The sequence below is a fragment of the Streptomyces sp. NPDC005955 genome, assembly GCF_042871255.1.
Classification (GTDB): Bacteria; Actinomycetota; Actinomycetes; order Streptomycetales; family Streptomycetaceae; genus Streptomyces.
The window spans coordinates 122,063-135,713 of record NZ_JBIAIF010000005.1; the positions used below are offsets into that span (position 1 = coordinate 122,063).

12 protein-coding genes are annotated in these 13,651 nt (G+C 73.2%); 6 read left to right on the forward strand and 6 right to left on the reverse strand.

All coding sequences use genetic code 11. The features are described from left to right. Nucleotides 1-67: 67 nt before the first annotated feature. The 4 genes from ACFYOU_RS15040 to ACFYOU_RS15055 are packed head-to-tail and all read right to left on the reverse strand — an operon-like array spanning nucleotide 68 to nucleotide 2,649. Complete coding sequence (locus ACFYOU_RS15040; RefSeq protein WP_385488205.1) at nucleotides 68-658, reverse strand: ATP/GTP-binding protein; 591 nt, start codon at nucleotides 656-658, stop codon at nucleotides 68-70. After that, on the reverse strand, nucleotides 633-1,007 hold the full coding sequence (locus ACFYOU_RS15045) for a DUF742 domain-containing protein (protein ID WP_386999757.1): 375 nt from the start codon (nucleotides 1,005-1,007) through the stop codon (nucleotides 633-635). Before ACFYOU_RS15045 ends, ACFYOU_RS15040 begins: the two co-directional genes overlap by 26 nt. Then, nucleotides 1,004-1,408 (reverse strand): roadblock/LC7 domain-containing protein, encoded by a 405-nt coding sequence (locus tag ACFYOU_RS15050; RefSeq protein WP_385488211.1) that lies wholly within the window; start codon nucleotides 1,406-1,408, stop codon nucleotides 1,004-1,006. Before ACFYOU_RS15050 ends, ACFYOU_RS15045 begins: the two co-directional genes overlap by 4 nt. Continuing rightward, a complete protein-coding gene (locus ACFYOU_RS15055) occupies nucleotides 1,405-2,649 on the reverse strand; it encodes an ATP-binding protein (protein WP_389766122.1) in 1,245 nt (414 codons plus the stop codon). The genes ACFYOU_RS15050 and ACFYOU_RS15055 overlap by 4 nt, the downstream gene beginning before the upstream one ends. Nucleotides 2,650-3,902: 1,253 nt before the next feature. Between ACFYOU_RS15055 and ACFYOU_RS15060 the strand changes: the two genes are divergently transcribed. The 5 genes from ACFYOU_RS15060 to ACFYOU_RS15080 all read left to right on the forward strand — a co-directional run bounded on the left by ACFYOU_RS15060 (nucleotide 3,903) and on the right by ACFYOU_RS15080 (nucleotide 8,631). Further along, nucleotides 3,903-4,196, forward strand: a complete 294-nt coding sequence (locus tag ACFYOU_RS15060; RefSeq protein WP_391305946.1) for a hypothetical protein — start codon at nucleotides 3,903-3,905, stop codon at nucleotides 4,194-4,196. Continuing rightward, a complete protein-coding gene (locus ACFYOU_RS15065; RefSeq protein WP_391305949.1) occupies nucleotides 4,196-5,836 on the forward strand; it encodes a cation transporter in 1,641 nt (546 codons plus the stop codon). Before ACFYOU_RS15060 ends, ACFYOU_RS15065 begins: the two co-directional genes overlap by 1 nt. Before the next feature lie 409 nt (nucleotides 5,837-6,245). Next, a complete protein-coding gene (locus ACFYOU_RS15070; protein WP_391305950.1) occupies nucleotides 6,246-6,881 on the forward strand; it encodes an ATP-binding cassette domain-containing protein in 636 nt (211 codons plus the stop codon). Continuing rightward, the gene (locus tag ACFYOU_RS15075) at nucleotides 6,878-7,858 is read left to right on the forward strand and encodes a metal ABC transporter permease (protein WP_391305951.1); all 981 of its coding nucleotides are present in this window, start codon (nucleotides 6,878-6,880) and stop codon (nucleotides 7,856-7,858) included. The genes ACFYOU_RS15070 and ACFYOU_RS15075 overlap by 4 nt, the downstream gene beginning before the upstream one ends. Further along, nucleotides 7,855-8,631, forward strand: coding sequence for an ABC transporter substrate-binding protein (locus ACFYOU_RS15080; RefSeq protein ID WP_391306315.1), 777 nt, complete (start codon nucleotides 7,855-7,857; stop codon nucleotides 8,629-8,631). The genes ACFYOU_RS15075 and ACFYOU_RS15080 overlap by 4 nt, the downstream gene beginning before the upstream one ends. 79 nt (nucleotides 8,632-8,710) lie before the next feature. Here the strand turns inward: ACFYOU_RS15080 and ACFYOU_RS15085 are convergent, their stop codons facing one another. Together ACFYOU_RS15085 and ACFYOU_RS15090 are read right to left on the reverse strand one after the other, a co-directional pair. Continuing rightward, entirely contained in the window at nucleotides 8,711-10,393 is a 1,683-nt protein-coding gene (locus ACFYOU_RS15085; RefSeq protein ID WP_391305953.1) for an AMP-binding protein, read from the reverse strand. Beyond that, nucleotides 10,390-12,165 carry a CoA transferase gene (locus tag ACFYOU_RS15090; protein ID WP_391305955.1) on the reverse strand — a complete coding sequence of 592 codons (1,776 nt, stop codon included), beginning with the start codon at nucleotides 12,163-12,165 and terminating at the stop codon, nucleotides 10,390-10,392. Before ACFYOU_RS15090 ends, ACFYOU_RS15085 begins: the two co-directional genes overlap by 4 nt. Nucleotides 12,166-12,359: 194 nt before the next feature. On the opposite strand from ACFYOU_RS15090, the gene ACFYOU_RS15095 reads away from it, so the two are divergent. Continuing rightward, a complete protein-coding gene (locus ACFYOU_RS15095; protein WP_391305957.1) occupies nucleotides 12,360-13,580 on the forward strand; it encodes an acyl-CoA dehydrogenase family protein in 1,221 nt (406 codons plus the stop codon). Nucleotides 13,581-13,651 lie beyond the last annotated feature (71 nt).

The window sequence follows — 13,651 nt, forward strand, 5'->3', positions numbered from 1 at the left end:
TTGGTCCTCGGGGTGATCCCGGGGCCGCGGGGGCCCCGGGAGGTGGATGACTGAAGTGCGTGGGGGGTCAGTTCGCTCGCGCGAGCAGGTGCTGGACGAGCGTGATCAGTGCCTGGGCCGACGACTTCTGGTCCCGCGCGTCACAGAAGACGACCGGCGTGTGCGGCAGCAGATCGAGCGCTTCGCGCAGCTCCTCCTCGGCGTGCCGGTTGTCCTGCTCGAAGCTGTTGACCGCGATGGCGTATTCGAGGCCGTACTTCTCGATCAGGTCGATGACCGGGAACGACTCGTGCAACCGCGAGGGGTCGACCAGGAGCAGCGCACCCAGCGCGCCCCGGGCCATGTCCTCCCACAGCTGCATGAAGCGCTGCTGACCGGGCGTACCGAAGAGGTACAGCACCAGTTCCTCGCTCAGGGTGAGCCGCCCGAAGTCCAGGGCGACGGTGGTGGTCTCCTTGCCGGTGACCCCCCGCAGGTCGTCGACGTGCGCCGACGCCTGCGTCATCTTCTCCTCGGTGCGCAGCGGGGTGATCTCCGACAACGTGCCGATGAACGTCGTCTTGCCCACGGCGAAGTGGCCGACGACGAGGATCTTCGCGGCCGTGACGACCGCTTCCGGCACGTAGACGCTCTCAGCCGAACCGGCGTTGAAGTCCATGCAACACCTCTTCGAGGATCTTCCGGTCGACGAGCTTGGCGGCGGGCGGCGCCGCCCGGCGGAGCAGGTGGCCCTGGTCCGCGAGGTCGGTCAACAGCAGCCGGACCACCCCGACGGGCAGCCCGAGGCGGCCGGCGACCTCGGCCACCGACAGGTAGCCGCCGGCGCACAGGCTCCAGATGGCGCTCACCTCGGGGCTGGGCCGCGCGGGTGGCGTCCGGTCCGGGGCGAGGGTCACCAGGGTGACCAGGGACAGCTCGTCCGCATCGGGCAGGTCGCGCCCGCCCGTGATCACGTACGAACGGATGAACCCGCTGGTGACCGACTGTTCCTCGCCGGGCGCGGTCATATGTCGCTGCCGGCGTTCTGGCGCGGCGGCGAGGTCATCGCCTTGCCGAGCGCTCCGACCTGCTGCTGCATCCGGAACGACATGGCCTCCATGTCCACGTCCGCCGAGGTCGCGGCGGCGAGGTAGGCGCCGCTGCCCGCGGCGATCAGGAAGATCCAGCCGTCCTCGTACTCCAGCAGGGTCTGGCGCCAGCGGCCGGTGGTCCCGGTACCAATGAACGGCGCGACGGCCCGGCTCAACGACTGCATCGAGCTCATGGCGGCGGCGACGGTCTCCGCGTCGTCCCGTCCGATCGCGCTGGAGTGTTCCAGCAGGAGGCCGTCGGCCGAGACGAGGATCGCGTGTCGTGCCCCGCGCACCTGGAGCACGTCATTGAGCACCCACGACAGATCGGGGTTCACTGGTGGTCAGGTCCTTCCGTGGTGGTCGTCGTGTCGCGTCCGGACTGCGTACCGCGCTGGAACGCGCCCAGCAGGGAGGCCGTCTCCTCCTGGCTCCTGGGCACCTCGGCGGTCTCCGCGGGCTCCGGTACCACCGCGACGGGACGCTGACGGCGGCGCTTGGGCAGCCCTCCGGCGGTGGTTCCGCGCACCGTGGGCACCGCTTCGGAGCCGGGGACGGCGGCGAAGAGCGGGGTGGGCTGCGCGGACCGGCCCTCGGTGGCGGCCCGGCGCTGCCGGATGACGGGAACGCTGTCCCGAGCGCCGTGGTCGGCGTCCACCGCGGGGGACGGCACGTCGCTGGTGAGGAGTTCGTCGGGGAGCAGGATCACCGCGCGGACACCTCCGTAGGGGGACACGGAGTCGACGGAGACCTTGAACCCGTAGCGGGAGGCGAGCATGCCGGAGACCGCGAACCCGAACTGGGGCGGGTTGCCGAGGCCGGAGATGTGGATGGGCTCCTGGGGGGAGAGGAGGGCGGACGCCCGGTCCTTCTCCTCCTGTCCCATGCCGAGGCCGGCGTCGTCGACGATGAGGCACACGCCCTTGGGCACCGCTTGGATGTTGATCTCGACGGGGGCGCCCGGGGCGGAGTAGTTGGTGGCGTTGGCGAGCAGTTCGGCGAGGACGACAGCCACCGGCTCGACGACCTTGCTGACCAGTGAGAAGTTCGCCTGGGCGTGGATCTGCACTCGGTCGAACTGGCGTATTCGCCCCTGCGCGCTGCGGGCCACGTCATAGACGGAAGCAACCGTCTCGCGGCGTCCGAGCCAGCCTCCGCAGAGCACGGCGATGCCCTGGGCGCGGCGCCCGAACTGGCTGTTGGTGTGGTCGATCGCCATCAGGTCGGCGAGCATCCCGGGGTCGTCGCCGTACTTCTTCTGGACCTTGTCGATGACGATCTGCTGTTCGTCGGCGAGCCCCTGGAGGGTGCGCATCGCCGCCTTCAGTACCGCCTTGGTTTCCTCCTCCGCGTCCTTGCGGACCTCCGCGAGTTCGCTGATGTGCTGGTTGCGCAGCCCGCTGTGCGCCGCGCCGAGTTCGTTGCGCTGCTGGAGCAGCGCCTCGTTCTCGGCAACGAGGTTCGCGTTGCGTCTGCGCAGACCGATGTTGGTTTGCCGTGCGCGTACCACCCCGCCGAAGGCGGCCAGTACCACGGCGACCAGGACCCAGAAGAACGGGTCCTGCACAAATGACGTCATGAGACTCTCTTCGAGTGGCATCCCGGGGGAAGCGGTCGCTTCTCCTCCGCCCGGGGCACCCCCGCAGCCCATGGGGCTGCGGGCCGTGCCGTCCAGGCCGGAGAACGTTCCTCCGGGACGGGGCCCGTTCGGCTGACTTTCCCCCTGGCGCTCCAACGCGCCGTCAGCCCACTATGAAGATCACACACTGTACCAGCGGGGCACATCCCACACGCAAGTGTCCGGGGCCCCTGCAAGGCACACCCCGCACCGGGACAGTCGCGGCATTACCGGGCACTCCCCCACCTATTCATGTATATGACACGCAGTCCGGTCCGAGGGGTGCGGGAAGGTGGACCACCCTCCCTCGCACACGCACCCCGCACCGCGGTGACCGCAGGGTCGAACGGACCGTCAGAGAGCCCACCTCGCCTTTTTCCATGAGGACATGACACAGCGCCAGCACTGCGGGCGTGCGAACCAGTCGTGTCGGCACGGTGTCGATTCCTGGACTCCGGCGACACGTCCACCACTAGATGAACACCGTGCGAAGGGTTCGTGACGACCCCTCGGGCACACCGGCCCGTTCCGGCCACCCCCGACCCGCTCCGTTCGCCCCCGCACACCCGCCCGGACGGTCGGGTACCCCCACCACCGCAGCGCGGCGCGGGCCGATCGAAACGGAACGGACGATTCCACCACCCCGTCAGCTCCACGGCCGGAAGGAGTCCCGGACCCGGACGCGCGACCCTCCGGGCAGGCCAGTGGGCACCGAAGCCGACCGCCCACGGAGGAACGGAACCGGAGCCCCGGACTCCCCCACCGGCCACCACTCCGCGCCCTGACACTCCGACACCACTCTGGTACAGACCAATTGCTTCGGGATTGCTCGCGCCAAGTCGACCGGAAAGGGACGGAGTTTCCGGGTGCAGCGCGGGCACCATCACAGGGCGCGCACGGAGAGGGCAGAGGGAGCGGGGAAGGAACGCGGGAGAGGGTGCGCAGGAGGCGACGGGGAACCAGGCCCCATCTCCAGGTGGTCGCTGCGACGGGCCCGTGGGTTCCCGGAGCGGCCGGCGACAATCGTCACGCCCGGGAAAGGGCGGCACCGGGCGGCTTCCGGTCCCCGGCCGTGCCAGCATGTGCGGGCGGTCCGTGCGCACGGCGCACCGGCCCCGTTCCCCTCTCCCCCGCACGTCCCCAGCTCTCTCCCCCCACATGTCCCTGTCACCGCACCGTGCCGACCCGGGTGCGGTCCCGTCCCTGGAGTGGCGATGGCCGACCCCCGTTCCTCGGAGCGCCCCCGCGGTTGGGTGCCCCCACGGAAGCTCCTCGCGTTCCTGATGCTGCTCGGCGCGGTGTTCACCGCCTCGTACGCCGTCGGATCCGTGGTGGGCCCCGTCGCTCCCTGGGTCCACTCCGACGACTCCGGTACGCACGACGAGGAGCCGGCCGGCTCCGGCGGGGTCGAAACCGGTCCGGGCGGCGGTGACCCCTACGGCGAGGTGCCCACCCCGACCGACGACGGCTCCGACCCGTACGGCGACCCCCACTCCGGCGGGCACTGATGGCGGCGGGCACCACCGCCCCGGCGCCGGGCACCACCGTCCTGATCGTCGGCGGGATGACCTGCGCCGCGTGCGTGGGCCGGGTGGAGAAGCGCCTCGCGAAGCTGGACGGGGTCAGTGCCACGGTGAACCTGGCCACCGGGCGGGCGCGGATCTCCCATCCCCCGGAGGTCACGCCCGCCGATCTGATGACCGCCGTCGAACGCCTGGGGTACACGGCCGAGTTGCCCCGTGACCGGTCCGGTCCGGCCGGTCCGGGTCGGCCGGACCCGGCGGAGGTCGAGCAGCAACGGCTGTTGGTCACGGTGTGGTTGTCGGTGCCGGTCCTGCTCATGACGATGCTGCCCGTCCTCCAGTTCCGGAACTGGCAGTGGCTGTGCTTCGTGCTCGCCGCACCCGTGGCCGCCTGGGGAGCCGCGCCGTTCCACCTGGCCGCGGTGCGCGCGTCGCGACGGTCGGTGGCCGCGCTGGACGCCCTGGTGTCGCTGGCCGTGGTCGCCTCCTTCGGCTGGTCGGCGTACGCACTGTTCCTGGGCGGTGCCGGACGGCCGGACACCCGGGTGCCGTTCGCCCTCGCGCCCCCCGAGGACGGGCGCACCGCGGCGCTGTACCTCGCGGTGACCGTGGGGGTGCCGCTGGCCGCACTGTCCGGGCGGCTCCTGGAGGAGCGGGCCCGGGGCGGCGCGGCGCAGCCGCCCCGCGGGGACGCAGCGGACTCCGTACCGCGGCTGGCGGAACGGGTGGCCCGGGTCCTGGTGCCCGTGGTGCTGGCCCTGGCGACGGGCACGCTGGGCTTCTGGCTCGGGAGCGGGGCGGACGCCGAGGAGGCGATCGCCGCGGCGGTGGCGGTGTTGGTGGTGGGCTGCCCGTCCGCGCTGGCCCTGGCGGGGCCGGTGGCGCTGTTGGCGGCGACCGACCGGGCGGTCCGTCTGGAGGTCGTCCTGCGGGACCCGGTCGACCTGGAGTCACTGCGGGACGTGGACACGGTCGTCCTGGACGCGAGCGGGGTGCTCACCGACGAGCCGGGCCCGGCCGCGGAGGGCGCCGGGACGTCGGTGCGGTCGGGGAGCTTCCGGGCGGTCGACCGGTTGCGGCGCCTCGGCATGGAACCGGTGCTGGTCACCGGGGAGGACGCGGAGGTCGCGCGCAGGACGGCCGCGGACCTCGGCATCACCACGGTGCACTCCGGGTGTTCCGCCGCGGACAGGGCCGAACTGGTACGAGGGCTCCGGTCCGACGGGTGCCGGGTCGCCTTCGTCGGTGACCCGACGCGGGACGCGGACGCGTTGCGGGCGGCGGACCTGGGCATCGCGCTGGGCGACACCGGGACCTCGACCGGGGCCTCCACCGGCGCGGACGGCCCCGCCCACGTCACGCTGCCCGGCGGCGGGATCGAGACGGTGCCGGACGCGGTGCGCCTCGTGCGGGACGCGCACGCCGCGATCCAGACCAATCTGGTCTGGGCGTTCGGCCATACGGTCGCCACGGTGCCCGCGGCGGCGTTGGGGCTGCTCCATCCGGTGGTCGCCACGGCTGCGATGGCGGTCAGCACGTTGCTGGTGGTGGGCAACGGAATGCGGCTGCGGGGCGCTTCCCCCTTGTCGCACGACACCCGGAGCCGACGCCCGCTGACGCGCTGACCCGCTGACCGTCGACCGGGCCGGCCGGCCGTCGTGGGTCCGACCCGCCCCGGAACCGGGCGGCGCGGGGGGCTCGTTGGTGTCCGCGGACGGCCGAGGCCGTGCACCGCGGCGCCGGAAGGCATGCCGACGGGCCCGTCGACGAGGTCGCTCTCGGATCGGGCGTGATCACGTTCAGTAGCGCCCGGCCGGGCGTGACGAACATCCGGAGGTCGCGTTCAGGCCCCGGCGCGCCCCCCGAACGGCCGGGTGGGGGCGGGCGTGACCCAACGGCGCACGGGCCGTTGGACGATCACCGAAGAGATTTTTCGCCGGTTGGCGGGAACTTCCCTCCCCGGCGATCCGACTACTGCGGGTGAGTGTGGCGAAGTCCTCCCCACCCCGGGTGGGGAACGTGAAAGGGCAGAGGATGGGCGGACTTGATGTGCGCATGCAAAAGGTGACATGCCGTCACGGCCGCGTCGAGGCGGTGACGGGCGTCGATCTGGAGATCGCGGCAGGTGAACGCGTGGCACTGACCGGGACGAACGGTTCGGGGAAGACGACCCTGTTGCGGGCCGTCCTCGGGCTGCACCGCCAGGTGAGCGGAACGGTCCTGGTCGGTGGGCGGAGCACCCGGACGGCGGCCGACTGGAGTTGGCGTCGACGCACCTGCGCCTGGATCCCGCAGAAGCCCGCCGCCGGCCGTTTCCCCCTGCTCGGCGAGGAACTCCTGGCCAGCAGCGAAGCCCCCGCCGACGCCGCGGACGGTGCCCGTCGGCTCGGCGTCGGCGCACTCGTCGGGCGCCCCCTGCACACCCTGTCGGGCGGTCAGTTGCAGCGCATGTACCTGGCCCGGGCCATCGGATGCGTGGCGGCCGGCGCCCAGGTGCTGCTGGCCGACGAACCCACCGCGGCCCTCGACTTCGACGGTCAGGAAGAGGCCGCGGAGGTCCTCACCTCGCTGCCCGTGACGCTGGTCGTGGTGACCCATGACCGGACCCTGGCCGCGCGCTGCGACCGGGTGTTGGAGATGGCGGCCGGACAGCTGCGGGAGGTCCGGTGAACCTCGCTGCCGACGTGGGCGCCCTGCTCCAACTGGTCCCCGTGCAGCGGGCCGGGTTCGCGCTGTTGTTGGCGTCCGTCGGGCTGCCGGTGATCGGCGTGGTCATCGTGGGCCTCGACATCATGCCGGTGCGGTTCGCGATGATGCACGTCGCACTGCTCGGCATCGCCGTCGGGCTGATGACCGGACTCGACCCCCTGGTGTGCGCCCTGGTGGCCTGCGCCCTGTCGGGTGCGGCGGTGACCCCGCTGGCCCGCACACCGAGCGGGCTGTCCGGGGCGATGGGCCTGTTGATGAGCCTGGCGATCGCGGCGGCCCTGCTGCTGCTCTCCGTCTCCGGTGTCAACGCCTCCGGCGCCTTCAGTCTGCTCTGGGGTTCCATCCTGTCCGTGGGCACGATCGACCTGGTCGTCCTCGGCTCGCTCGCCGTGGTGGTCCCCGCCCTGTTCTGGTGGCGCCGCAGGGACCTGGCGCTGCTGCTCCACGACCGGGAACTCGCCCAGTGCTCGGGGGTCCCGGTGGGGTCCCTGACCTTGGTCCTGCTGGTCCTGGTGGCGGTGTCGGTCGCCGGCGCGATCACCCTCACCGGCGCCCTGCTGGTCGACGCGCTCACCCTGTTGCCCGCACTCGCCGCGCACCGGCTGGGCAGGTCCCTGAAGTCGATCGTGCTGTGGGCGATGGCGATCGGCGTCACCGTCAACGTGACGGGGTTCCTCGTGGCCCTCTGGCTGGACTGGCCTCCCGGCCCCGTCCTCGTCCTGACCGCGGGGGCCGTCGTCCTCGCCGTCCAACTCCTACCCGAACGGAGCAGCCGCTCATGGCGCTCACCCGAGTCCGTACCCCCGCAGCACACGCAGACCCCGCAGGCCACGCAGGCCCCGGTGCCCTCGCCGCCCGAGAAGTCGGTGCTGCCGGTGCCGGGAGCCCCGAACGCGTCGGCGGTGCCGTCCGTTCCGGCAGGGCCTTCCGCGTCCTGAGCCCCCTGCTCGCGCTGAGTGCCGTCCTCGCCCTGGTCACCGGCTGCGGCGAGGACTCCGAGGCCGACGGGAGCGGTGGGGGCGGTGGGGACGGCGTGAAGGTGGTGGCGACCACCACCTGGGAGGGCGCCTTCGCCAAGGCGGCCGGTGCCGAGGACGTCAAGGTGCTGGTGCCCCACTCGGTGGGCCACGCGCCCGACTACGACCCCAAGCCCTCGGACCTGACGACGGTCGCCTCGGCGGACTTCGTGCTGTACGCGGCCTTCGAGCCGTACGCGGAGAAGATCAAGGAGGCCGCGGGGTCCGGGGCCAAGCTCATCGAGGTGGGACTCGACAACGACGCGACCAAGGTGCGGGCCGAGGTCGAGCGGCTGGCCGGGCTGTTCGGCACCGAGGGCGCGGGCGCCACCTGGAACAAGGAGTTCGACACCGAGTACGCCCGGCTCGGCAAGGACCTCAAGGCCGGCTGGCCGGGCGGGAAGCGGCCGACCGTGGTCAGCCAGGTGTTCACCACCTGGGCGGCGAAGATGGCCGGCGCCGACACGGTCGGCACGTACGGGCCCGAGGCGGTGTCCCCGAAGCAGCTCGCCGCCCTGTCGGCCGAGAAGCCCGATCTGGTGCTCGGCAACGCCCACATGTCCAGCGGTGAGGTGCTGCCCGGCTCGGGGGCGCGTCAGGTGGACATCGCCAACTACCCGGACGGGGACCTCGACCTGTTGCAGGTGTACCGGGACGCGGCGGCCGAGTGGAAGAAGGCCGTGGACGCCTCCTGAGCCGCAACGGCCGCACCCGGCCGCGCGCGTCTGCGCGGCCGGGTGCGGCGGAGTGGGGGGAGGGGGGGAGCCGTCCGGGTCAGCCGGCGCGGACCAGGGGCGGGCTCGAACGGACCGCCGAGGCGCCGATGCTGGCGCGCTCGCGCAGGGCCGCCCGGTCGGGTTTGCCGGCCGGGGTCAGCGGCAGTTCCTCGACGACGAGCAGCCGCTCGGGGAACTTGCGCTTGTCGACGTCCAACCGGGCCAGGTGGTCGGTGAGGGAGTCGAGGGTGGGGTGCTGGCCCGGGCGGGGCACCACGCACACCGCGAGGCGCTCGCCCATCAGCGGATCGGGCACGCCCACGCACACCACGTCACGCACCTGCGGGTGGGAGTGCAGTTCGCGTTCGACCTCGGCGGGGCTGATGTTGGCGCCGCCCCGGATGACGACGTCCTTCAGCCGTCCGACGACGTGCAGCACGCCCTGTTCGTCCAGGAAGCCGAGGTCACCGGTGCGCACCCAGCCGTCGGCGGTGCGGTAGCGGGCGTTCAGCTCCGGCGACCCCACGTAGCACAGCGGGGTCATCGGCCCACGGGCGACGATCTCCCCGGTCGAGCCGTCCGGCAGCGGCTCGTGGGTGTCGGGGTCCGTGACGTGGATGTCGGCGACCCGGGGGTCGGGGCGCCCGGCGACCACGCCCGAGGCGTTGGTGGGCGGGGTGCGCTGCGCCAGACCGGTGTGGCAGTTGACGCCGTCCGCGGAACCGTAGAGGTTGACGACCGCGCAGCCGAACGCCTCGGCCGCCGCGGCGGCGGTCGGCTCGTCGAGCGGGGCGCCGCCGAGGATGAGCGCCGTCGGCGCGGGCAGCGGGTCCCCGGCCGTCTCGCCCTCCAGGCGGTCGAGCATCATCCGGACGATGGTGGGGACGCCGAGCACGTGCGTCGGCTGGTGCTCCCGGATCGCCGCGAGGGCGGCCTCGGGGGTGAAGTGGTCCATCAGGACCAGGGTGCCGCCGTGGCGGGCGAGGGTGACGGCGGTGCCGTTGGAGCCGAAGGCGGAGGCCAGCGGCACCAGGAACAGGCAGCGCGGCGGGATGTCACCGGGGATGAGCGAGGCGAGGAAGTTCCCGCGCCCGCCCGCGAGGGCGTTGGCCGAGTAGGCGATCATCTTGGGCTCGGCCTCGGAACCGGACGAGACCAGGATGCGGGCCGCGCTGTCGGGGTCGGGCCGGTACGGGACGAAGCCGGTGGCGTCGAACCGGGTCAGCTGTGACAGGGGGATCGTCCCCTCGGGGGCGGTGCCCGTTCCCGCGGCGATGACGTGGCGCAGGCCGGGGAGTTCGGCGGCGAGGGCGTGCAGGTCCGCGGCGTGCCGGGCGCCCCGGTGCTCGGTGGCGGCGATCACGGCCACGGCCTGCGCGCGCCGCAGCAGGGACTCCGCCTCACGGCTGCCCCGGCCCACCGGGAAGGGCAGGGCCACCGCGCCGAGGGCGGCGAGCGCCAGGTCGGCGATGACCGCGGTGCGGTGGTTGGGCAACTGGACGCCGACCACGTCGCCCGGGCCTATGCCCAGGTCTCTGAGGCCGGCGGCCAGACATCGCACCTTGCGGTCCAGCGCGGTGTAACAGAACTTTCCCTTGCCGTCGATGACGGCGGTGCGGTGCGGGTCGGCGATCATCCGGGCCCGGAAGAGGCTGTACAGATCGAGGTCGGGTGTCGTCCCGTCGGTCGCCCAGGACCGGCGGAGTTCGGCGGGCAGCAGATCGTGCATTTCGATGCTCATGCGAAGCTCCAGGGTTCGGGAACGGTGGGGGCACCGTGGGCGTCTCGGCCGATCGAGCCGGGGAAGCGGGGGTCGTCGCGCAGGTCGGCGAGGTCGGTGGTGACCCGCGCGGCGGTCAGACCGTGTGCGCGCAGCAGGTTCAGGGCGTCGTCCGTGGTGAGACCGGTCAGGTCGTGGTCGGCCGCGGCGGCTGCACCGTCGTCGCTCGGGGCGACCCAGCCGTCCGCGGTGGGCAGGGGACGGCGGAAGCCCTCCGGCTGCCGGGGGTCGCCGCCTTCGGCCGCCCGGCGCAGGGCGGGAGCGGTCAGGGTGTCGGCCGCGCCGAGGAGGGAGGAGTCCACGCGCACGCCCCGACCGGTGCGCTCGCGCATCAGCAGTCCGGCGAGGACCGCTTCGGTGCCCTGGAGGCCGCCGAGCACGTCGAGCAGGGTCATCAGGCTGGGGGCCGGAGCCTCACCGTGGGGCCGCACCGCCTCGCCGACCCCGGTCCGGGCCTGGACCATGAAGTCGGTGCCCATCGGCGGGTCGTCGACGCGGTCCGCCCACCCACCGGTGTACGCGTACACGAGCGCGGGGTTGGCCCGGCTCAGGTCGGCGGATTCCAGGCCGAGTTGGGCCGCCTTGCCGGGGGCCCAGTTGTGCAGGAAGACGTCCGCCCGGGACGCCAGGTCCCGCAGCCGGAGCCGGTCGGCGGGGTCCTTGATGTCGATCTCGACGGCCTGCTTGCCCCGGTTGAGGGCGAGCCAGCGGGCGGAGATCCCGGAGCAGGCCGGGGGCATGCCGCGCAGCGGGTCGCCGCCCGGGGGTTCGATCCGGATGACCTCGGCGCCCAGGAGGCCCAACAGGTGCGCGGTGAGGGGGGCTTGGATCCTGCGGCCCGCCTCCAGCACGGTGAGCCCGGCCAGCGGTCGGTCGGGGGTGGGGCTCCCGCCGTCCCGGGGGTCGCCCGCTGCGAGCGGGGTGAGCTTCCACGGGTCGGCCCCGTCGTGTTCCGCGGCCCGTTCCTTGAGGGTGCGCAGCCGACAGACGTCCGCTCCGGCGAGGGCGGCGGCCCTGCGTATCCCGTCGAAGCCGTGGGCCCGGGTGGTGGCGTGCAGGGCCTGCGGGAAGGGCGCGCAGGCGGTGGCGTAGCGGAACTGGAAGGGCCGCCAGCCCGCGCGGATCGCGTCACCGGGGGCTTCGAGGGCCCGCCAGAAGGTGGCCCAGGCACCGGGGTCCAGGGTTTCCAGCTCGAAGAGGACTCCGTCCTCGGAGGTGAACGGGGGTCCGCCCGGGGAGAGTTCGGTGGCTTCCTCCTCCTCCACGTCGGCCGCGGCGAGGTACTGGGAGACGGTGAGCAGGCCGGCCAGGTCGGCGCGGGTGGTGACCCGGTCGGCCGTGCCGCCCCGGACCTGGCCGAGCAGCGTGGCGAGGAGCCCTTGGACGGTGAGGACGCCCGTCACCGTGGCCAGCCAGTCGACGGCCAGTCCGCGCGGGGTCCCGTCGCGACGGCCGTGCACGGCCATCACTCCGGTGGCCGCCTGGACGGTGGCCTCGTCGACGAGTCCGCTGTCGGGTGCGGCCCACAGCGCGCGGGCGAGGACCGGGGTGAAGCCGGAGCCCGACAGCACCACCCGGCCGCTCGCCGTGTCCCACGGCCCGGAGGGGTCGGCGTGGGCACCGAGGCGACGCAGGTGGTCGGCGACGACGTCCATGATCTGCGGCGGCCCCGAGGTGTCGAAGCGGAGCGCGTCGAGTGGCTTGCCCACCCTCGTGGTGACGCGTGGCGCCATGTCTCTCCTCTCCGGACGCGGCGACGGCCGCGCCCGAGGTCGTGTCGATCGCGGGGAACTCGGCGGGGCTCGCGCCCGACCCGTTCCACGGAGAGACAGTCGGACAGACGTTCCCCAAGGTTCCCGGCAGGTAGAGGAAAGACATGGCGAGTCAAGACCGTACAAGCGTCAATTACCCGCATTCCCCCCGTGATGTGACCCACGTGCGGGAGGAGATCGACCGGTTCGTCCGCATGCAGGTGATCCCCCAGGAACCCGTACTGGACACGGGCGGGCCCGCCGCCACGGCCGCACTGGCGCAATTGCGCCAGGCGGCCCGGGAGTCGGGACTGTGGGCGCTGCCCCTGCCGGAGGAACTCGGCGGCGGCGGGCTGACGTTCGGCCGGTACGCACAGTGGGCGGAGGCGGAGGGCGCCAGCGACCACGGCCCGGCCGCTCTGGGCTCCTCCACCCTGCTGGACGTGCGCATGCTGACCCGGCACGGGGCGCCCGCCCTCCGGGACCGCTATCTGAAACGACTGGTGGCCGGGGAACTGCGCAGTTCGTACGCGATGACGGAGCCGGAGGTCCCGGGAACCGACCCGTTCGGCACCGGTACGCGTGCGGAGCAGCAGGGGGACGGGAGTTGGCGGGTCACCGGGCGCAAGTGGTTCGTCACCGGGGTCCAGCACGCGGACCTGGTCACCGTCCTCGCCCGCACCGACGGCGCACCGGGCGACCGCGACGGCCTCTCACTGCTCCTGGTGCCCACCACCGCGCCGGGCTTCCGGAAGGTGCGGGAGCTGACCGTGCTCGGTGCGGCGGGACAGGGGGAGATCGCCCTCGACGGGGTCGTCGTGCCCGCCGACCATCTGATCGGGGCGCCGGGACAGGCCCTGACCATTGCGGGTGAACGGCTCCAACTCGGGCGCACCCTACGATGTTTGCGGTGGCTGGGCCAAGCCCAGCGGGCCTTCGACCTGATGTGCGAGCGAGCCGTCACCCGGACCGGCTCACGGGGTCCGCACGCCGGGCACCAACTCGTCCAGCAGCACGTGTTCGACGCCCTGCTCGCCCTGCGCACGACCCGCCCCCTGGTGCACGAGGCGGTGGCGCTGATCGACGCCGGGCGGGACGCCCGCACCGAGGTCGGGCTCGCCAAGGTGGCGGCGGCCCGGATGCTCCAGCAGGTGACGGACGCCGCCATCCAGGTGCACGGCGCCGCGGGGCTCGGGCCGGACAGCGCACTGCCCGCGCTGCTGCGCACCGGGCGCGCCGCCCGCATCCTGGACGGCCCGGACGAGCTGCACATCACCTCGGTGGCCCGTCGCGTACTGCGCGACTACGCGCCCACACCGGCCGTCGTCGAGGCCGCAGTCGGGGTCGAGACAGGGGCCGGGACCGCGGGCACGGTCGGGGTCGCGGAAGCCGTCTGAGACGGCGCCGCTCGACGACGGCGCCGATGGACGACGGGGCCACTCGACGACGGGACCGCCCGACAGGCCGT

Coding starts and splice junctions, on each gene's coding strand:
- ACFYOU_RS15065 (WP_391305949.1), top strand. CDS start 4,196: ATGGCGGCGGGCACCACCGCCCCGGCGCCGGGCACCACCGTCCTGATC.
- ACFYOU_RS15045 (WP_386999757.1), bottom strand. CDS start 1,007: ATGACCGCGCCCGGCGAGGAACAGTCGGTCACCAGCGGGTTCATCCGT.
- ACFYOU_RS15040 (WP_385488205.1), bottom strand. CDS start 658: ATGGACTTCAACGCCGGTTCGGCTGAGAGCGTCTACGTGCCGGAAGCG.
- ACFYOU_RS15070 (WP_391305950.1), top strand. CDS start 6,246: ATGGGCGGACTTGATGTGCGCATGCAAAAGGTGACATGCCGTCACGGC.
- ACFYOU_RS15060 (WP_391305946.1), top strand. CDS start 3,903: ATGGCCGACCCCCGTTCCTCGGAGCGCCCCCGCGGTTGGGTGCCCCCA.
- ACFYOU_RS15085 (WP_391305953.1), bottom strand. CDS start 10,393: ATGAGCATCGAAATGCACGATCTGCTGCCCGCCGAACTCCGCCGGTCC.
- ACFYOU_RS15055 (WP_389766122.1), bottom strand. CDS start 2,649: ATGACGTCATTTGTGCAGGACCCGTTCTTCTGGGTCCTGGTCGCCGTG.
- ACFYOU_RS15090 (WP_391305955.1), bottom strand. CDS start 12,165: ATGGCGCCACGCGTCACCACGAGGGTGGGCAAGCCACTCGACGCGCTC.